Source organism: Streptomyces noursei, assembly GCF_016917755.1.
GTDB classification, from domain to species: domain Bacteria; phylum Actinomycetota; class Actinomycetes; order Streptomycetales; family Streptomycetaceae; genus Streptomyces; species Streptomyces yunnanensis.
The window spans coordinates 912,256-930,317 of the sequence record NZ_CP070326.1; the positions used below are offsets into that span (position 1 = coordinate 912,256).

General features: G+C 71.4%; 18 protein-coding genes and 1 pseudogene. 11 read left to right on the top strand and 8 right to left on the bottom strand.

What is annotated here, in order from left to right:
• Positions 1 to 1,863: a glycoside hydrolase family 15 protein gene (locus JNO44_RS03915; RefSeq protein ID WP_205361417.1), complete on the bottom strand. Its 1,863-nt coding sequence runs from the start codon at positions 1,861 to 1,863 to the stop codon at positions 1 to 3.
• 390 nt (positions 1,864 to 2,253) lie between these two features.
• Here JNO44_RS03915 and kdpB point away from each other — a divergent pair, with 390 nt between their 5' ends.
• Entirely contained in the window at positions 2,254 to 4,443 is a 2,190-nt protein-coding gene (gene kdpB, locus JNO44_RS03920; RefSeq protein ID WP_420882611.1) for a potassium-transporting ATPase subunit KdpB, read from the top strand.
• A gap of 18 nt (positions 4,444 to 4,461) precedes the next feature.
• Here kdpB and JNO44_RS03925 read toward each other — a convergent pair whose 3' ends face one another.
• Positions 4,462 to 6,423 (bottom strand): APC family permease, encoded by a 1,962-nt coding sequence (locus JNO44_RS03925; RefSeq protein ID WP_205361418.1) that lies wholly within the window; start codon positions 6,421 to 6,423, stop codon positions 4,462 to 4,464.
• A gap of 311 nt (positions 6,424 to 6,734) precedes the next feature.
• Here JNO44_RS03925 and JNO44_RS03930 point away from each other — a divergent pair, with 311 nt between their 5' ends.
• The 4 genes from JNO44_RS03930 (at position 6,735) to JNO44_RS03945 (ending at position 9,700) form a co-directional block, all read left to right on the top strand.
• Complete coding sequence (locus JNO44_RS03930) at positions 6,735 to 7,526, top strand: serine protease (protein ID WP_205361419.1); 792 nt, start codon at positions 6,735 to 6,737, stop codon at positions 7,524 to 7,526.
• Between the two features lie 31 nt (positions 7,527 to 7,557).
• Complete coding sequence (locus JNO44_RS03935) at positions 7,558 to 8,304, top strand: class I SAM-dependent methyltransferase (RefSeq protein ID WP_205361421.1); 747 nt, start codon at positions 7,558 to 7,560, stop codon at positions 8,302 to 8,304.
• Positions 8,305 to 8,531: 227 nt separating this feature from the next.
• Positions 8,532 to 9,023: a hypothetical protein gene (locus JNO44_RS03940; protein ID WP_235092192.1), complete on the top strand. Its 492-nt coding sequence runs from the start codon at positions 8,532 to 8,534 to the stop codon at positions 9,021 to 9,023.
• A 167-nt stretch (positions 9,024 to 9,190) separates the two neighbouring features.
• Positions 9,191 to 9,700 carry a mycothiol transferase gene (locus JNO44_RS03945; RefSeq protein ID WP_205361423.1) on the top strand — a complete coding sequence of 170 codons (510 nt, stop codon included), beginning with the start codon at positions 9,191 to 9,193 and terminating at the stop codon, positions 9,698 to 9,700.
• Positions 9,701 to 9,736: 36 nt separating this feature from the next.
• On the opposite strand, the gene JNO44_RS03950 is transcribed toward JNO44_RS03945, so the two are convergent.
• Both JNO44_RS03950 and JNO44_RS03955 read right to left on the bottom strand, forming a co-directional pair.
• Positions 9,737 to 10,240, bottom strand: coding sequence for a metallophosphoesterase family protein (locus JNO44_RS03950; protein ID WP_102924458.1), 504 nt, complete (start codon positions 10,238 to 10,240; stop codon positions 9,737 to 9,739).
• 9 nt (positions 10,241 to 10,249) lie between these two features.
• Positions 10,250 to 11,074 (bottom strand): SDR family oxidoreductase, encoded by an 825-nt coding sequence (locus tag JNO44_RS03955; RefSeq protein WP_205361428.1) that lies wholly within the window; start codon positions 11,072 to 11,074, stop codon positions 10,250 to 10,252.
• Positions 11,075 to 11,291: 217 nt separating this feature from the next.
• On the opposite strand from JNO44_RS03955, the gene JNO44_RS03960 reads away from it, so the two are divergent.
• Positions 11,292 to 11,795, top strand: a complete 504-nt coding sequence (locus JNO44_RS03960; RefSeq protein ID WP_205361430.1) for a C40 family peptidase — start codon at positions 11,292 to 11,294, stop codon at positions 11,793 to 11,795.
• A gap of 71 nt (positions 11,796 to 11,866) precedes the next feature.
• Here JNO44_RS03960 and JNO44_RS03965 read toward each other — a convergent pair whose 3' ends face one another.
• Positions 11,867 to 12,604 carry a L,D-transpeptidase family protein gene (locus JNO44_RS03965; protein ID WP_420882612.1) on the bottom strand — a complete coding sequence of 246 codons (738 nt, stop codon included), beginning with the start codon at positions 12,602 to 12,604 and terminating at the stop codon, positions 11,867 to 11,869.
• 315 nt (positions 12,605 to 12,919) lie between these two features.
• Here JNO44_RS03965 and JNO44_RS45015 point away from each other — a divergent pair, with 315 nt between their 5' ends.
• From JNO44_RS45015 to JNO44_RS03980, 3 genes are read left to right on the top strand one after another with little or no spacing between them, the layout of a single operon-like run.
• A complete protein-coding gene (locus JNO44_RS45015) occupies positions 12,920 to 13,579 on the top strand; it encodes a maleylpyruvate isomerase N-terminal domain-containing protein (RefSeq protein ID WP_205361432.1) in 660 nt (219 codons plus the stop codon).
• Positions 13,470 to 13,778: a hypothetical protein gene (locus JNO44_RS03975; RefSeq protein WP_205361434.1), complete on the top strand. Its 309-nt coding sequence runs from the start codon at positions 13,470 to 13,472 to the stop codon at positions 13,776 to 13,778. Before JNO44_RS45015 ends, JNO44_RS03975 begins: the two co-directional genes overlap by 110 nt.
• Positions 13,775 to 14,014 carry a hypothetical protein gene (locus tag JNO44_RS03980; RefSeq protein ID WP_018537390.1) on the top strand — a complete coding sequence of 80 codons (240 nt, stop codon included), beginning with the start codon at positions 13,775 to 13,777 and terminating at the stop codon, positions 14,012 to 14,014. Before JNO44_RS03975 ends, JNO44_RS03980 begins: the two co-directional genes overlap by 4 nt.
• Here the strand turns inward: JNO44_RS03980 and JNO44_RS03985 are convergent.
• Entirely contained in the window at positions 14,002 to 14,274 is a 273-nt protein-coding gene (locus JNO44_RS03985; protein ID WP_205361436.1) for a Rossmann-fold NAD(P)-binding domain-containing protein, read from the bottom strand. The genes JNO44_RS03980 and JNO44_RS03985 overlap by 13 nt on opposite strands.
• Before the next feature lie 78 nt (positions 14,275 to 14,352).
• Here JNO44_RS03985 and JNO44_RS03990 point away from each other — a divergent pair.
• Positions 14,353 to 14,597, top strand: a pseudogene (locus JNO44_RS03990) (helix-turn-helix domain-containing protein); the annotation flags it as partial.
• A gap of 93 nt (positions 14,598 to 14,690) precedes the next feature.
• Here JNO44_RS03990 and JNO44_RS03995 read toward each other — a convergent pair.
• Complete coding sequence (locus tag JNO44_RS03995; protein WP_205369371.1) at positions 14,691 to 15,830, bottom strand: GDSL-type esterase/lipase family protein; 1,140 nt, start codon at positions 15,828 to 15,830, stop codon at positions 14,691 to 14,693.
• 295 nt (positions 15,831 to 16,125) lie between these two features.
• Between JNO44_RS03995 and JNO44_RS04000 the strand changes: the two genes are divergently transcribed.
• A complete protein-coding gene (locus tag JNO44_RS04000) occupies positions 16,126 to 16,446 on the top strand; it encodes a hypothetical protein (RefSeq protein WP_205369372.1) in 321 nt (106 codons plus the stop codon).
• A gap of 411 nt (positions 16,447 to 16,857) precedes the next feature.
• On the opposite strand, the gene JNO44_RS04005 is transcribed toward JNO44_RS04000, so the two are convergent.
• Complete coding sequence (locus JNO44_RS04005; protein ID WP_205361438.1) at positions 16,858 to 18,054, bottom strand: cytochrome P450; 1,197 nt, start codon at positions 18,052 to 18,054, stop codon at positions 16,858 to 16,860.
• Between the last annotated feature and the right edge of the window lie 8 nt (positions 18,055 to 18,062).

An 18,062-nucleotide genomic window follows, 5' to 3' on the forward strand; every position in this document is an offset into this window, starting at 1 on the left:
TCAGCCCAGGGCCCGGTCGAGGTTGAACGCGGCGCTGATCAGTGCCAGGTGGGTGAACGCCTGGGGGAAGTTGCCGATCTGTTCGCCGGTGCGGCCGATCTCCTCGGCGAAGAGGCCGACGTGGTTGGCGTAGGTGAGCATCTTCTCGAAGGCGAGCCGGGCCTCGTCCACCCGGCCCGCGCGGGAGAGTGCCTCCACGTACCAGAACGAGCAGATGGAGAAGGTGCCTTCCTCGCCCCGGAGCCCGTCGGGGCTGGCCTTGGGGTCGTAGCGGTAGACCAGGGAGTCGGAGACCAGTTCCTCGCCGAGGACGTCCAGGGTGGAGAGCCACTTCGGGTCGGTCGGCGAGATGAACTTGGCCAGCGGCATCATCAGGACCGCGGCGTCCAGCACGTCGTCGCCCTCGTGCTGGACGAACGCCCGGCGCTCGGCGGACCAGCCGCGCTGCATGATGCGTCGGTAGATCGCGTCGCGCTCCCGTCCCCAGCGGATCATGTCGGCGGGCAGTCCGCGGTGGCGGGCGATCCGCATGGCCCGTTCGATGGCGACCCAGCACATCAGCTGTGAGTAGAGGAAGTTCTGGATCTTGCCGCGGGTCTCCCAGATGCCCTCGTCCGGCTGGTCCCAGTTGTCGCAGACCCAGTTCACCAGGTTGCAGACGGTGTCCCAGTGGTCGCTGGAGAGCGGCTGTCCCCATTTGTCGTAGAGGTAGAGGGAGTCGATGAGCGCGCCGTAGATGTCGAGCTGGAGCTGGTTGACGGCGTTGTTGCCGATGCGGACCGGCGCGGATCCCAAGTGGCCTTCCAGGTGCTGGAGTTCCTCTTCGGGGAGTTCGCTGCGGCCGTCGATGCCGTACATGATCTGCAGCGGGCCGTGGGCGCAGTCCTTCAGGCAGATCTTCGAGGAGAGGAAGCGTACGAAGGATTCCGCTTCGTCGGTGAAGCCGAGGCGGAGCAGGGCGTAGATACAGAAGGCGGCGTCCCGCACCCAGGCGTAGCGGTAGTCCCAGTTGCGCTCGCCGCCGATCTGCTCGGGCAGGCTGGTGGTGGGGGCGGCGACGATGGCGCCGGTGGGCGCGTAGGTGAGCAGCTTGAGGGTGAGCGCGGAGCGGTGCACCATCTCCCGCCAGCGGCCCCGGTAGCGGGAGTGCGCGAGCCAGCCGCGCCAGTAGCGCACGGTGGCGCCGAAGAGCTGCTCGGCCTCCTGGACGGCGCAGAACCGGGGCTCCACGCCGTCGCCGATGCGGTCGAGCGCGAAGACCGCGGACTCGCCCTCGGCGAGCGTGAAGGAGGAGCGGGCGTCGGGCCCGTCGATCTCGACCGGCACGCTGGAGGTCAGGGCGAGGGAGAGTTCCGGGGAGTCGAAGACGGTCAGGCCGCGGTGGTGGGGGCGGACGGTGTGCTGTTGCCGGCCGTAGTCGAAGCGGGGCGCCACGCGCACCGAGAACGGCAGGGATCCTCGGACGCAGAGCACCCGCCGGATCAGCCGGTGCCGGTCCGCCTCGCGGGAGTCGTCGACGATCGGCATGAAGTCCTGGACCTCGCCGACGCCGTGGTCGGCGAAGAAGCGGGTGATCAGGATGTTGGTGTCGGGGAAGTAGAACTGCTTGGTGCGGGTCGGCACGTCCGGGGCGAGTTCGAAGGCCCCGCCGCGGTCGGCGTCCAGGATCGCGGCGAAGATACTGGGCGCGTCGAAGCGGGTGCAGCAGTACCAGTCGATGGTGCCGTTGGTGCCGACGAGGGCCGCGGTGCGCATGTCCCCGATCAGGCCGTGTTCGGCGATCGGGACGTAGCGGGAGGCGTCGGCTCGGGTGGTGCGCAGGCTCGCGGTGGGTGTCGCCATGAGCCCCGTGGGCGTCGTCATCGGACCTCCCCTGCGCTGGGGGACGAGCAGGAGCAGTGGATTCAGGCTAACTCCGGGCGGCCCGCCACCGCCCCTCCGGCCGGGCGCGGGGGCCGGTCCGTGCGCCGTCGGCGACAAGGCGTGGCCAGAGCCGTGTCAGAGAGCCGCAAATTCCGTCCGCGGGCGGGGCTTGACCGGTAGACGAGGCCCTAGATTCGATCCCGGCCGGGAGACGGCCGCGGACGGCGGACGCGCAGGTCGGAGGCCGTCCGGTGCCCCATGCCTCAGGTCCGCGACCGGGGGCCGGCGCCTCCCGGTCGCTCCCCCGTGCCCGTTTCTCCAGAAAGCATGCGCATGCCTCCTGCCCCGTCCCGCGTTTCCCCTCTCGCGCCGCAGGCTCCGGCGGACGGTATGGGCGGTGTGCCCGCCCGTGGCGGGTCGGGGGCCGGTGGCCACCGGGGACGGCGACGACGGGCGCCGGCCGGGCTGTTCGATCCACGGGTACTGCTGACGGCCCTGCCGGAGGCGTTGCGCAAGCTGCATCCGCGGGTGCTGGCCCGGAATCCGGTGCTCTTCGTCGTGGCCTGCGGATCTCTGCTGACCACGCTGTCCGCGGTGCTGTACCCGTCGGTGTTCAGCTGGGTGATCAGTGGGTGGCTGTGGCTGACGGTGCTGTTCGCGCAGCTCGCGGAGGCGGTGGCGGAAGGCCGCGGCAGGGCGCAGGCGGCGTCGCTGCGCCGAGCCCGGACGGATCTCACGGCCCGGCGGCTGCGGGACAACTGGCGGGTGGGCGTCAACCTGGGCCGTGCCGTGACCGAGCTCGTTCCGGCGTCCGACCTCCGGCCGTTCGACTTCGTGGTGGTGGCCGCGGGTGAGCCGATTCCGGCGGACGGCGAGGTGGTCGAGGGGGTGGCGAGCGTCGACGAGTCCGCGGTGACCGGGGAGTCGGCGCCGGTGCTCCGCGAGGCGGGCGGTGATCGCTCCGGTGTGACGGGCGGGACGACGGTGCTGTCGGACCGGATCGTGGTCCGGGTGACGTCGCGGGCCGGGCATTCGTTCCTGGACCGGATGATCGCGCTGGTGGAGGGGGCCGCCCGGCAGCGGACGCCCAACGAGATCGCGCTGCACATCCTGCTGGCCGCGCTGACCATCGTCTTCCTCCTGGTGGTCGTCACGCTGCAGCCGATGGCGACGTACGCGGGCGCCGCCCAGCAGACGGCGGTACTGGTGGCCCTGCTGGTGACGCTGATCCCGACGACCATCGGGGCGCTGCTGTCGGCGATCGGGATCGCCGGGATGGACCGTCTGGTGCAGCGCAATGTGGTGGCCATGTCGGGCCGTGCGGTGGAGGCCGCGGGGGACATCAACACCCTGCTGCTCGACAAGACCGGCACGATCACGCTCGGTCACCGGGAGGCGGTGGCGTTCGTTCCGCTGCCGGGGCGGGACGAGCTGGCGCTGGCGGATGCCGCCGCCCTCTCCTCGTTGGCGGACACCACGCCCGAGGGGCGGTCGGTGGTGGCACTGGCCCGGGAGAAGTACGGGTTGCAGGCGCCGGCCGAGGGCGAGCTGGCCTTCGTCCGGTATGTGCCGTTCAGCGCGCGGACGCGGATGAGCGGGGTGGATCTGCGCTGGGCGCACGGCGACGGTGGGTCCGCGGCGCCGCCCGAGGGCGCGGCGGGGCGGCCGTCGGAGTATCCGGGCGAGGTGGTGCTCCGCAAGGGCGCGGCCGCGCAGATCATCGACTGGGTGGTGCAGCGGGGCGGCGAAGTACCGGCCGAGGCACGGTTGTTCAGTGACACGATCGGCGCGTCCGGGGGGACGCCGCTGTTGGTGGCGATGGACGACCGGCAGGGGCCCCGGGTGCTGGGCGTGGTGCACCTGAAGGACGTGGTGAAGGACGGCATCCGGGAGCGGTTCGCCGAGTTGCGCCGGATGGGCATCCGGACGGTGATGGTCACGGGCGACAATCCGCTGACGGCCCGGGCGATCGCCCAGGAGGCGGGGGTGGACGACTACTTGGCGGAGGCCACGCCGGAGGACAAGCTCGCACTGATCGTCCGGGAGCAGGCGGGCGGCCGGCTGGTGGCGATGACCGGCGACGGGACGAACGACGCGCCGGCGCTGGCGCAGGCGGACGTCGGCGTGGCGATGAACACCGGCACCTCCGCCGCCAAGGAGGCCGGGAACATGGTGGATCTGGACTCCAACCCGACCAAGTTGATCGAGATCGTGGAGGTGGGCAAACAACTGCTCATCACCCGGGGCGCGTTGACCACGTTCTCGATCACCAATGACGTGGCCAAGTACTTCGCGATCATTCCGGCGATGTTCGCGGGGGCGTATCCGGGGCTGGCGGCGCTGAACGTGATGGGGCTGCACAGCCCGACGTCGGCGATCACCTCGGCGATCATCTTCAATGCGTTGGTGATCGTGGCGCTGATTCCGCTGGCGCTGCGCGGGGTGCGCTATCGGCCGGCGTCCGCCCACGACCTGTTGCGCCGCAACCTGGCGTTCTTCGGACTGGGCGGACTGGTGGCGCCGTTCGTCGGCATCAAGCTGATCGATCTGCTGATCTCGGGGATTCCGGGGCTGGGGTGACGGTGACGGGTCCGCGGTTCAGCCGACGTGGACCCGTGGTCGTCGGTCGCGGTCCGGTTCCGCCTCGCGCAGTACCTCACGGGTGACGGGGGCGACCTCGCCCTGGCCGAAGAGGAAGAAGCGCAGGAACTGGGCGAAGGGGTTGCCCTCGGTCCATTCGAAGTAGATGTGCGGGCGCCGCCCGGTGGTGTCCCGGACGTAGAGCAGGAGGGCGGCCAGGGCGTTGGAGACGGTGGAGCCCTCCAGGCAGAGCACGCGGTAGCGGTCGTGCATGACGTGGCCGTGGACGTGCAGCGCGCTTTCGAACTCGGAGGGGTCGCGGATGGTGACCTCGACGAACACCAGGTCGTCCTCGGGCGGGATGTCGTTGTCGGCGCGGATCTGCTGGGACTTGTCGCGGTATTCGGCGAAGTCGCGCTGGTCGGGCTCGTTGGCGATGAAGCGGATGCGGCGCTGGGCGATGTCGCGGACGAAGCGTGCCGCGGTGTCGTCCAGGATGACCTCGGTGACGCGGAGTTCGAAGGCGCGGGCGAGCCGTGAGGTGAAGGAGAGCAGGATGATGCCGGCGATGAAGCAGGCACCGATCTTCACGCCGTCGGGCCGTTCGATGACGTTGGTGACGGTGGTGTAGAGGAACACCACGGAGATCACGGCGAATCCGATGGTCCAGCCGCGTTGTCCGGCACGGTGGGCGGCGATGGTCACGGCGATCGCCGCGGAGGCGATGAGGACGAGGACGCCGGTGGCGTAGGCGCCGCCCTGGGCGTCGACGTCGGCGTCGAAGAGCCAGGTGACCAGGAAGGCGACGGCGATGAAGACGAGCACCATGGGACGGACCGCGCGGGCCCAGGTGGGCGCCATGCCGTAGCGCGGGAGGTACTGCGGCATCAGGTTGAGCAGGCCGGCCATGGCCGAGGCGCCGGCGAACCAGAGGATGGCGATGGTGGCGACGTCGTAGACGGTGCCGAAGGCGGAGCCGAGGTACTCGTGGGAAAGGTAGGCAAGGGCACGGCCGTTGGCGGCTCCGCCGGGTTTGAAGGCGGCGGCGGGGATGAGGAGGGTGGTGACGAAGCTGGTGATGATGAGGAAGATGCTCATGATGACGGCGGCCGTGGTCAGCAGCTTCTTGGCGCCGCGGATCCGCCCGGTGGGGCGTTCCTCGGTGTCGTCGGCGTCGCCCTCGATGTGCGGCATGACCGCGACGCCGGTCTCGAAGCCGGAGAGGCCGAGGGCGAGTTTGGGGAAGACGACGAGGGCCACCGCGATCATGGCCGGAACACTGCCGTGCTGGGTGGTCAGTGCCCGGGACCAGTCGGTCACGACGTGTTCGGCGGTGACCACGTGCCAGACACCGACGACCGCGACGACGGCGTTGAGCGCGAGGTAGCCGCCCACCAGGACGACGGCCACACCGATCGCTTCGAGGAAGCCCTTGAGGAAGACCGCGCCGAGCAGGGCGATCAGGATCAGCGTGACGATCACCTGGCGGCCCTGGAGCACGCTGTGGACGTGCGGGTTCTCGACGAGGTGGGTGGCGGCGTCGGCGGCCGACAGGGTGATGGTGATGAGGAAGTCGGTGGCCGCGAAGCCGAGGAGGGTGAGGACGAACAGCTTGCCCTTCCAGAAGGACAGCAGCCGCTCCAACATGGCGATGGAGCCCTGGCCGTGCGGGCTCTCGGTGGCGACGCGGCGGTATACGGGGAGTGCGCCGGCGAGGGTGACGGCGACCAGGACGAGGGTGGCGACGGGCGAGAGGAGACCGGCGGCCAGGGCCGCGATGCCGGGCTGGTATCCGAGGGTGGAGAAGTAGTCGACACCGGTCAGGCACATCACGCGCCACCAGCGCTGTCCGTGGTGGGCGGAGGGCAGTTCGACGTGCGGGTGCTTACCCATGTCCGCCAGGCCCTGCAGCATCCAGGCGCGCAGGCGTTGCCGCGGCGTGACTTTGGAGGCGCTACCGGCAGGGACGGAGGCGGCCATCGTGTGCTCCTGTCGTAAACCGAAAGGATCCGGCCATCGTGAGGCGGCTGGCTCAGCGTACGCACTTCCGGGGTCCTCGCCGTGGTGTTCGAGGGCGCGGGCGGATCGTGTCTCGGGAAGAGGGAGCGCGCGGCGGGGCCGGCACGGCGTCGGCGCGCCTGTCGGGGGGCACGGTCGCGCGCCCAAACGCCACCCGGCCGAATACCACCACATCGATGGAATGAGCCGGTACTTCGCCCCGGTGCGCCGCGCCGTCGTTGAGGATCGCTTGACAAGGAGGGGTCCGGGCCGACTCGGATGCGGGAGGCGGAATGGCACGGTCATGGCTGCGGCGAGGGGCGGCGGCGGTCGCGGTGTGCGGTGCGGTGCTGACATCGGTTCCACCGGCGACGGCGGCGGGCGGTCCGGTGGCGCCGGACACCCGCATCGTGGGCGGGCGGAACGCGGACGTGCGGGACGTGCCGTGGCAGGTGTCGTTGCGCAGCCGCGGCGGACACATCTGCGGTGGTTCGATCATCCGCGCCGATGCGGTGGTGACCGCGGCGCACTGCACCGTGGGGGCGCCGCCGGACTCCTTGAGCGTCCAGGCGGGCAGCAGCGTACGTGGGTCGGGCGGGCAGATCGTGCCGGTGGCGCGGGTGTTGCGGCACCCGAAGTTCAACGCGGCCACGATCGACTACGACGTGGCGGTGCTGGAGCTGGCGTCCCCGCTGGATTTCGGGGCCGGGGTGCGCGCGGTTCCGCTGCTGCCGGAGGGCAGGGAGCCGACCACCGGCACACCGGCGACGGTCACCGGCTGGGGAGCGACACGGGACGGCGGCGCACTGCCGGAGCGGCTGCGGCGGGTCGATGTGCCCAAGCTCAGCGACACGTACTGCAAGAGTGCGTACGGGACGTCCTCGATCACCCCGCGGATGACGTGCTACGGCTACGAGGGCGGGCGCAAGGACGCGTGCCAGGGCGACAGCGGGGGCCCGCTGGTGGTGGACGGGTATCTGGCGGGGATCGCGTCATGGGGGACGGGGTGCGCCTCGCCCGGGCATCCCGGCGTCTACACCAAGGTCAGCGACCCGTCGATCCACGCGTACATCACCCGGTCCTAGCCAGGTCGGGCCGGGCGCCTATGCTGACGCGGTGTTCGCACCCGAGGGTCCTACGTTCCGTGAGCTCGCCGTGCAGGCGTTGTCGTCCGTCGAGCGGGGCTACGACCTGCTGGCCCCGAAGTTCGACCGCACGCCGTTCCGGACGCCGGCGGCGGTGCTGGATCCGGTGGTCCGGGAGCTGCGGGAGCTCGGCCCGTTCGCCGGTGGCCTGGATCTGTGCTGTGGCACGGGCGCGGGGGTGGGCGTGCTGCGGCAGGTGTGCCGGGAGCGGGTGACCGGGGTCGATATCAGTGCCGGGATGCTCGCGGTGGGGCGGGACCGCGAGCGGGCGCCCGGCGGGGGTGGCCCCCGGGTGGAGTGGGTGCGGGCGGACGCGCGGGCGCTGCCGTTCGGGCCGGTCTTCGACGTCGTGGTGAGTTTCGGGGCGTTCGGACACTTCCTGCCGCGGGAGCGACCGGTGTTGTTCGAACAGGTGCGGTCGGTGTTGCGGCCCGGTGGGCGGTTCGTGTTCCCGGTGCTGGCGCCCGCGCGGCCGGGGTCGCCGCTGTACTGGGCGCTGTTGGGTTTCGATGCGGCGATGCGGGTCCGCAACGCGCTGTGGCGGCCGCGGTTCGTGATGTACTACCGGGGTTTCCGGCTGGCCGAGGTGAGCGCGGAGCTGGCGCGGGCCGGGTTCGCGGTGGAGTTGCGGCCGGTGCCGGAGTGGGGGCGGCGGGCGGACGGCAGTCCACGCGGCCGACTGGTGGTGGCGACGCGGTCGGGTGCGGCGGCCGGCTGAGCGACCGGGGAGGGCGGCACGGCACCGTCGGGGTGGTCCGTGCGGGGTGCACCCCGGGATGAACAGAACGTGTACATGCCCAATTGTGACTGTTGTGTGGGCAGCCGTTGGCCAACTCCTGGGCCGGGTAAAGTTGTTGACATGCCTCAGCACGACCCGGCACCGCCGCCGGAGTTCGCCACGCAGGAGCCACGCCACCCGGTCACGATTGCGTCGTTGAGTCCTTCGTGAGTTCATATCCGGACCCTTCGACCACGGGCGCGGCCACCTGCGACCTGTGCCATTACCGACGCCCCGCCCTCCAGCCGCCCGCCCTGGCGGTGAACCCCCCAATCGGCCCGCAGCGGCAGGTGCGGCTGTGTGCACCGTGCAGTGAGGACCGCCCCGGTCGCCGACGCCGCGAGCTGATCGAGGAGGACTTCAGCTGGCAGATGATGTCCCGTCAGGCCCACGACCTCGCGGACGCCTACACCACCGGCCGGTGGCTGCCCTACGACGACGAGCACCACTGGGCACTGGGCCTGGCCCGGACGTACTGGACCCGGTCCGCCCTGGAGACCGCGCTGCGCGACCCCAACCCCTACCTCCGGGCGGGTCGGCTGGTCCGCGTGGTGGAGCCGCTCCCCCGCATCCTCTCCGTGGTCGGCCCCGGCGACCGTGCGCTGCGGCCGGTGCAGGCCCTGCTCGACACCCTCGCGATCCGGTCCGCGCGTACCTGACGCTCCGTCACCCGCCTGCCGGAGCCCGGCGCCGACGGTCGGCGCCGGGCCTCCGCCATGCGGCGGAGCGGCAGTCCGTGGCGGTGCGCCGGGCGGCGGCCCCGGCCCCGGCTTGCGACGATGGGCCGGCCTCAGTCACCGGCCGTCCCCCACCGTACGGAGCCGCCATGTCCGCCAGCACCGCCCTGCTCGTCGACGCCTTCGGCCGGATCCGCGAGGTCGTCGAGGAGGTGGTCGACGGCCTCGACCCCGAGGAGCTCGCCACCCGCCCCGACGGGCGCGGCAACTCCATCGCCTGGCTGGTCTGGCACCTCACCCGGGTGCAGGACGACCATGTCGCGGGGGTGGTCGGCACCGAGCAGATCTGGAGCGCGGACGAGTGGTACGAGGCGTACGGACTGCCGTTCGCCGAGGAGGACACCGGCTACGGGCACTCCCGCAAGGACGTGGCGAAGGTGCGGGGGCTGAGCGCCGAGCTGCTGACGGGCTATCACGCGGCGGTGCACGAGAACACGGTGCGCCACCTCGGCACGCTTGGTGTGAAGGACCTCGACCGGGTCGTCGACCGGAACTGGTCGCCGCCGGTCACCCTGGGCGTCCGCCTGGTCAGCGTGATCACGGACGATCTCCAGCACGCCGGCCAGGCGGCCTATGTGCGGGGCCTGCTGGGCAGGTGAACCGGCGGGCACCCGGGGGGGGTGACGCGGCCCGGCTCACCGCCGGGGCGGCAGGCGGTGCAGCACCACGCCGGTGAGCCGGCCGTCGGCGACCTCCGCGGTCATGTACGTACAGAAGGGCTGCCGCCGGCGGTCCGTCGGGGAACCTGGGTTCAGCAGCCGCAGGCCGGTCTCCGCCGTGGTGTCCCAGGGGATGTGACTGTGGCCGAAGACCAGCACGTCGAGGTCGGGGAAGCGGTCGGCGCAGCGGCGTTCCCTGCCCTGCGCGGGGCCGGTCTCGTGCACCACTCCCAGCCGTAGCCCGTCCAGGTCCGTGTCGACCACCTCCGGCAGCCGGGCGCGGAGTTGCGAACCGTCGTTGTTGCCGTACACCGCGATCAGGCGGCGGGCGCGGGCCTGCAGCAGGTCCAGGGTGGCGGCGTCGGTCCAGTCCCCCGCGTGCACGACGACGTCGGCGCGCGTCATCGCGTCCAGCAGCCGTGGCGGAAGGGCCTTGGCGCGTTGGGGGACGTGCGTGTCGGAGGTGAGCAGAAGGCGCAGCGACACGGGTCAGCGCTCCTGGGCGGTGGGCCGGACCGTGATCTCGTTGACGGCGACGCGAGCCGGCTGGGTGACCATGAAGGCGATGGCGCGGGCGATGTCCTCGGCGTGCAGCCAGGTGTCCTCGGGCAGGCCGTGGGCCGATGCGGCCTGTCCGCCGACGGTCATCTCCGTGGTGGTCATGCCGGGTTCGACCAGTCCGACGCGCACGCCGCGACCGGTCACCTCCTGGCGCAGGGCCTCGCTGAAGGAGCACACCGCGTGCTTGGTGGCGGAGTAGACGCTGTTGTCCTTGCGGGGCACCCGGCCGGCGACCGAGCTGACGTTCACCAGGTCGGCGACACGGCGCGGCCCGGAGTCCGCCGCGCGCAGCAGGTGCGGCAGCGCGGCGTGCGACATCCGCAGGACGGCCTTGAGATTGAGGTCGACCATCCGGTCCCAGTCCTCGGGGTCGCTGTCCTCGACCGCGGCACGGGCGCCGTAACCGGCGTTGTTCACCAGCACGTCCAGGCGGCCGAAGTGCTGCACGGCCCGCCGGACCACCTGGTGCGGCTGCTCCCCGTCGCCGAGGTCGGCGGCCAGGACGAGGGCCGGGCCGCCGTCCTGCGCGCCGATCGTCTCCGTCAACGCGTGCAGACGGTCGGCGCGGCGGGCGACCAGCGCGAGGGAGCAGCCCGCCCGGGCCAACGCCAGCGCGGTGGCGGCGCCGATGCCGCTGGAGGCGCCGGTCACCAGCGCGACGCCGCCCGCGAGCGGGGTGCGGTCGGTCGCGGTGGGCGCCGGGTGCGGGGTGCGGTCCGAGGTCGCCGGGGTGTGGCTGCTGCCGGTGGCCATGATGGTGTCGTGCTCCTCGTCGTCGCTGGTGTCCCCCCGTGGTCGTCCCGGGACGTTTACCCCTTCTGGTAGCAGAAGCACCATCAATCGCCGGTGTCACTCCCGCCACCGACCTGCGCGGCCGGTGGGCCAGTGGGCCTCCACCGCCGCGGTGCGGACGCTCCAACACCGGGTATCACCCGAGGGAATCTGCTTCTCACGCTCCCAGGAGCCGCTCATGAAGCACACCCAACCCTTGCCCGGTGACATCGGGCTCACCCAGATATCCGGGGTCACCGGCCGGTTGATCCGCTTCGGCCAGTGGATCAACGGTGACGGCTTCGCCGACTACGAACACACCTTCCTGGTCCTGCCCGGCGAGCGGCTGTTGGAGGCCGAGCCGGGCGGCGCGCGCATCCGGCCGCTCAGCGAGTACGACGGCTCCGATGTGCTCTACGTCTGCCCGAAGCAGCTCACCGAGCAGCAGCGCGAACGGATCTGCGCGGCGGCCGACCGCTATGTGGGCGTGCCCTACAGCTTCCTCGACTACCTGGCGATCGCCACCCACCGGCTCCATGTGCCCGTTCCGGGGCTGCGCCGCTATGTGGCCAGCAGCCGGCACATGATCTGCTCCCAGCTCGTCGATCAGTGCTACCAGGACGCGGACGTCCATCTGTTCTCGGACGGCCGCTGGCCCGGCTACGTGACGCCGATGGCGCTGTACACCCTGCTGGCCCGCTGACCGGGCGCGGCGGGGGCGACCCGGCGGGGCGCGGGCGTGCCGGCCGTGTGTGCGGCACGCCCGCGTGGTGCTCAGGTGCCCGGCTTGTGGCCGTAGACGTACACGTCGTCGCCGTTGTGCAGCAGCGACCAGTACTTCTTCGCGTCGTTGGGGCGCATGTTGACGCAGCCGTGCGAGCCGGGGGCGGACCACACGCTGCCGCTGATGGCGTGGAACGCCTCACCTCCGTCGAAGAACTGGCTGTAGGGCATGGGCGTGTGGTAGATCGTCGACACGTGGTGCAGGTGCCGCCAGTAGATCCGCTTGAGGCCGGTGCGGGTCTCGCCGCCCTCGCGGCCGGTGCGGACCGGCACCGGCCCGTACACCAGGCGCTTGCCGTCCTGGATCCAGCTGAGCTGCCGGGTCAGGTCGACGCAGGCGATCCGCCCTTTGTTGGTGGGGCACTTGTGGGCGCTGTTGGGGCTGTGGCCGGCCGCCCGCTGTCTGGCGACCAGTTGCATCACGTTCCACGTGACGGGTCCGGCGTACCCGTAGTTGGGGGTGATGCCGTGGCTGGTCTGGAAGGCACGGATGGCGCGGCAGTCGGACGGCGACTGGCGGCCGTCGACCTTGAGTCCGAGGAACCGCTCGGCCTGCCGCTGGTAGGGGCCGCGGAGCCCGTAGCAGCCCGACGAGGCGGCCTGGGCGGGGGAACTCATGGCGAGAGTCAGCGGCAGTGCGAGGGAGGTGAGGGCGAGCGCTGCGCCCGCTCGCCGGCCGAGGGCGCCGGCGACGGGTCTGCGGAGTCGGAAGGGTATGCGTCGCTTCATGTCCGTTAGGACTCCTCGCCCCGCGGAGCGGTTGCGGACGGGGGCTGGCGGCAGCGCCTTATGCGCCAAAATCGGGGAGGTGCGGCGCCGATGGTTTGCGGGCCGGAGAGGTTGGCGATCGGGAAGTTCCGCGCCCGGGCGAAGGGGTGCGGTTCATCATGAGCGGTACCGAGCACCGGATTGACGCCCCCTCAGCGTTCCCGTTCCCGGTCAGGGGGCGCCACATGCGCTATCGACATGCGGATTCGAGATTCCGAAATGCGAATATCGCGCCCCGAGGGGGACGCGTCATCCCACCGGCATGCGAGGGCTGAGATGCACAAGACCGAGGCGCTGGGCCCCATCACCGCCTCCACGGACCGCTTCCTGCAGACCGTCCGGGCACTCACCGACGCGGACATCGCCGGCGCCACGCTGGTGCCGCCGTGGACCCGCGGCCATGTCATCACCCATGTCGCGCGCGCCACCGACAGCCTCTTGCCGACTGCTGACCTGGGCCCGCACCGGCGTGGAAACCCCGCAGTACGCCAGCATGGACGCCCGGGCCGCCGAGATCGAGGCCGGCGCCCGCCGCCCCGTCCGGGAGTTGGCGGCCGATGTCGTGGCCGCCGCCGAGCGGTTCGACCTCGGCTGGCTCACCGGCCGCGCCGACGGCACCGGCCTGACCACCACCGGTCCCGGCCCTGTCCCCCGCGCGCCGTACTGGATCTGACGCCGCCGGACCCACGTCCACGCCGCACACCTCCGTCCCCGGCCCGACCCTCGTACCGGCGATCCACCACCGCCCGGGCTCCTCTCCACCCGCACTGGCGGATTGCTACCGTGGACGCGCGCATCCGCGCCAGCAGGTCGTGGGGAGGATCCGATGAGCAGCTCCGGTCGGTCGTGGACCGTCGACGGCATCGCCCACGCCCTGCCGCATTCCGAGCTGCGAGCGACGTTCATGCGGGAGATCACCTTCACCGATGTCCATGACCTACCGGCCGTCCTGGACCGTTGGGTCACGTTCATCGAGACCTTCGAGGCCGACCGCGAACGGGTCGAGGATCTGCGGACCGCCGTCCGCGGGTCCGGACACCTGCCCTCCTCTTACCGTGCCGGTCTGATCGATCTGAGCGCCGAGGAACTGCGCTCCGCCGCCGGCGACGACTCCCGCGGACGGGGCGCCGCGTGACCTATCGGCTCCACCTCGACCCGGCCCTCCACGCCACCTACAAGTCCCTGCCCGACGAGGCGCGTCAGGACCTGTCGGTGCTCCTGCTGGACGCGTTGATCGACCCGCCGTCCCACTCCGAGCCCTACGGGACCGACGACGGGGTCATGCGCACCATCGCCCGCAGCCACGTCGCGGGCGTCATCCTCATCGGCGACACCGAGATCACCCTCGTCCAACTCACCTACGCGGGCTGACCCGGCCGCCGCTCGAAGCCCGCGCCCCGCGCCGTCGCCGACAGCACCTCGTCGAGCTCCGTGGGGCTCACCCCGAGCACCCGCTCGGTCTCCGTCGAGTCCAGGACGTGGGGGTTCTCGGTGGCGTAGAGCATCTCGACGCATTCGCCCAGCACCGGGGGCTCCACCGCCCGGGCGGTGAGCGCGGAGCGGTCCAGGCGCTCCATCCGCGGGGTCGGAGCACCCGTCAGTTGCGCGAACCGCTCGGTCAGTTCGCGCACCGGAGATTGACGGCGGGCGCGTGCCAGGCGCGCCCCAGGACCGCTCGTGAAAAGGGAAAGGGGTAGCGAGGACAGAGGGCCATCCACGCCCACACCAGCGTCCGCACCCTGACCCGCCGATTCCAGGCCGAGACGGGCCTCACGCCCCTCCAGTGGCTCCTGGAACAACGCGTCGACCGTGCCCGCGAACTCCTGGAGGCGATCGACCTGCCCATCGACCGCGTCGCCGAACGCAGCGGGCTCGGCAGCCCCGACTCCCTCCGCCACCATCTGCTGCGCCGCGTCCGCCTCCCCCCACCGCCTACCGTCGCCAGTACCGTCGGCCCCAGGACGCCGGGACGGACCGCGCCCCGCGCCCCGCTCACCGTTCCGTTGAGCTCGTGACGCGCTCCTGCCCCTGTCGTCCACCCGGTCGGTCAGCGGAACGGGCCGTCCTCGGCGAAGGCGTGCGCGGCGAAGCGCTTGCCCATCCGGCGGTATGCGGCGGCGGTGGGGTGCAGGCCGTCGGCGAGGTCGTCCGCCTCGTCCGGGCCGAGCAGTTCGCGTCCGTCGAGATAGTGCAGGTGGGGATCGTGTGCTCGCCGGGCCGCGACGATTCGGGCCAGTTCGTCGCGGACCACCTTCAGCGACAACGCTCCGGAGGCCACCTCGGCCGGGTCGCCCAGGGCCGTGATCTTCCCGTCCGGGCCCATCGCGGTCGGACCGGGGGTCGCCTCAAGTGCCGGACAGCTCACCGGGGACATCAGCAGCAGCGGGGCGTCCGGGTGCCCGTCCCGGATCGTGTCCAGGAACCCGTGCACCGCCGGACCGAACGTCCGCAGCCGGAAGGTGGTCAGGCCCACGATGTTGATGCCCACCTTGAGGCTGATCAGGTCGGCGGGCATGTCGCGGATCGTCCGGGCGACATAGGGGTCGAGCATGGCGTTGCCCGCCTGGCTGAGGTTGATCGCCTCCACTCCCCCGAGCGAGGCCGCCACCACCGGCCAGGCGCCCGTCGGGCCGTCGGCTTCGAGGCAGTGGCTGATGGAACTGCCGTGGTGCACCCAGCGGCGCCGACCGTCCGGCAGCGGCGCCAGCACCTCGCCGTCGGCACGCAGTGCCAGCAGTTCGGTGGGGGTCTGCTGCGGCAGCCACAGCTCGACGTTCTTCATGCCGGCCGGCAGCCCGGTGAACCGTACGGTCCCCGGCTCTCCCGGGACCAGTCGCTGCGCGGCCCCGGGGCCCGCCATCCGCACCACATTGCCTGTCGGTGCTTGTCGGCGCCCGACGTGGACACCGTCCACCAGCAGTTCCAGCATCCCGGTCGGGCGGGGTTCGGGGTCGGTGTCGAGCTGCCCGGTGGAGGTGAGCACCTCGAACTCCAGCTCACGCGCATCGGTGCGGAACACCAGTCGCACCCCCGAAGGCATCACCGTCACCCCGTAGACCGACGGGTCCTGGTACTGCTCCTTGGTCCACGCGGGCAACCGGCGAGGCATCACCCCCGCCTGCGTCCTCTCCAGGTCCAGCGCACCCCGTAACTCCACCGGCCCGCCCACCAGCGGAAATTCCCGCATCGCCACCGTCACCGCTCCCCCACGCTCTCAGGTCCGGATGCGTGTACGCACCCACGAGTTCTCCCACCGCCACCCTGACACACGAGCACGCCTCGCCGCGCAAACTTCCCCCACCGTCCACGAACCCGCGGAGCGGACACCGTTCGGGCCGAGACCCGCCCGCCCGGCCGTAGGGATGCGACACGAGAACCAGGCGTAGTGCCGCACATGAATCGCGTTGTGGAGCACGCGGCACGGTCGTAGGGTCACCGACATGTCTCTGCGTCTCCGTATGCGTCAAGCCCTGCCCGAAGCGATGCGCGCCCGCGACAAGGCCGCGGTGAGTGCGCTGCGCTCGACGCTTGCCGCACTGGACAACGCCGAGGCGGTACCCGTGGACGAAGCCGCGCTCCGCGGCGTGGCCCTGGAGCATGCGCCGGTCGGTGTCGGCGCCACCGAAGCAGCGCGGCGCGAGCTGAGCGAGCACAGCGTGGTGGCCGTCGTACGGGCCGAGGCCGCCGAACGAATCGAAGCGGCGGCGCAGTTGACGGCACCCGCGCATGCCGAGCGTGCCGCGCAGCTCCGCGCGGAGGCCGCCGTGCTGCTCGGCTTCCTCGACGGTCCCGCCACCGCCTAAGGGCTTGCAGGGAAGAAGGTGTTGCTTCCCTGCAAGCCCTTAGGGCCTGCGCAATTCCGCGGGTTGCGACATGGTCGACCCAGGCCGCGGCCCCCTCGCCGGGAAAGTCCAGCGCCCGCTCGCCTTCCACGAGATCGTCGGCCCGGAAGGCGACCGCGAAGGACACCACCACACTGACCCACGAGACGACGACGAGAGCCAGCGCCATCAGCATGCGCGGCACGATGGAGAATTCGCTTCCGATAATCCGGGAAGCCAGATCACCGCCACCGTGAAGGAGGCTGCCGCGATGAAGAGCGACACCACTGGCCCGGGCGCGTTACCGAGGACGTATCTCTGCATTATCGTGCCGCGGATCTCGCGTTCAGCCCAGGCGCGAATCCGGTCCGGCGAGGCCCGTGAAACGGCACGTCACAGTTGGACGAACAGGTGACGAGGACCGCGCAGCATGGCGTTCTGCCGGTATGGGGGCGGATCCTGGACCAGGCGGGCCGCGCCCAGGCGGGGAAGCAGTGCACCGAGTGCGGTGTCGGCCTCGATCCGGGCGAGCGGACCGCCGAAGCACAGGTGGATGCCGCTGCCGAAGCTCAGATGCTCGACGTCCGGGCGGGTGGGATCGAAGCGATCGGGCTCGTGGAACTGCTTGGGGTCACGGTTGCCCGAGGCCAGGGCCAGCACGACGGACGTGCCCGCCGGGATCGTGGTACCGGCCACCTCGATGTCTGCCAGGGGCGCCCTCTCGCGCATGTGTACCGGGGGTTCGTACCGCAGCAGCTCCTCCACGGCCTGCGGCAGCAGTTGGGGTTCGCGGCGCAACCGGTCCAGTTGCTCGGGGTGGCGCAGCAGGGTGAGCACCCCGTTGGTGATCAGGTTGACCGTGGTCTCGTGCCCCGCGATGAGCAGTAGCGCACCGGTTGCCGTGAGCTCCTCGGGGGTGAGCCGCAAGGACCGATCCGGCTCGTTCACGAAGGCGGAGAGCATGTCGTCGGTCGGCTTGCCGCGCCGCTGCTCGGCGAGGTCCAGCAGGTACTGGCCCATTTCGCTCCCGGCCTGCCTGCCCGCCTCGTCCTGTTCGGTGGTGTCCTCGTCCGGCCGCACGTCGGCGGCGGCGACCAGGGCGTCGGCCCACACCCGGAACCGCGGTTCGTCCTCGCGCGGTACGCCGAGCAGACGGCAGATCACGGTGACGGGCAGCGGGTAGGCGAAATCGTCCACGATGTCGATCTGCCGATCGGTCGGGAGCGCCTCCAGCAGTTCCGTCGTGATCCGGGCGATCTCACCACGCATGGCGTTGACCCGGCCCGGAGTGTGCGGGGGGCCGAACGGGCGCATGGCCAGCGTGCGCAGCCGGTGGTGCTCGGGGTCGTCGAGCCGGAGGAACGACGGGTTCTTGATCTCTTCCGGCGGCGGGTTGGTGCGCGAGCGCTCGTCGACGCTCATCCGGGGGTCGTGGAGCAGGGCACCGATCTGGTGGTAGGTGCCGACCAGATAGCTGCCGTCCGCCTGGCGCACCACGGGACCGGCCTCGCGGAGCTCCGCGTAGAGCGGGTAGGGATTGGGGCGGTTCGCGTAGTCGGTGATGCGTGACAGCAAGGTCTCGGAGTCCATGGTGGCTC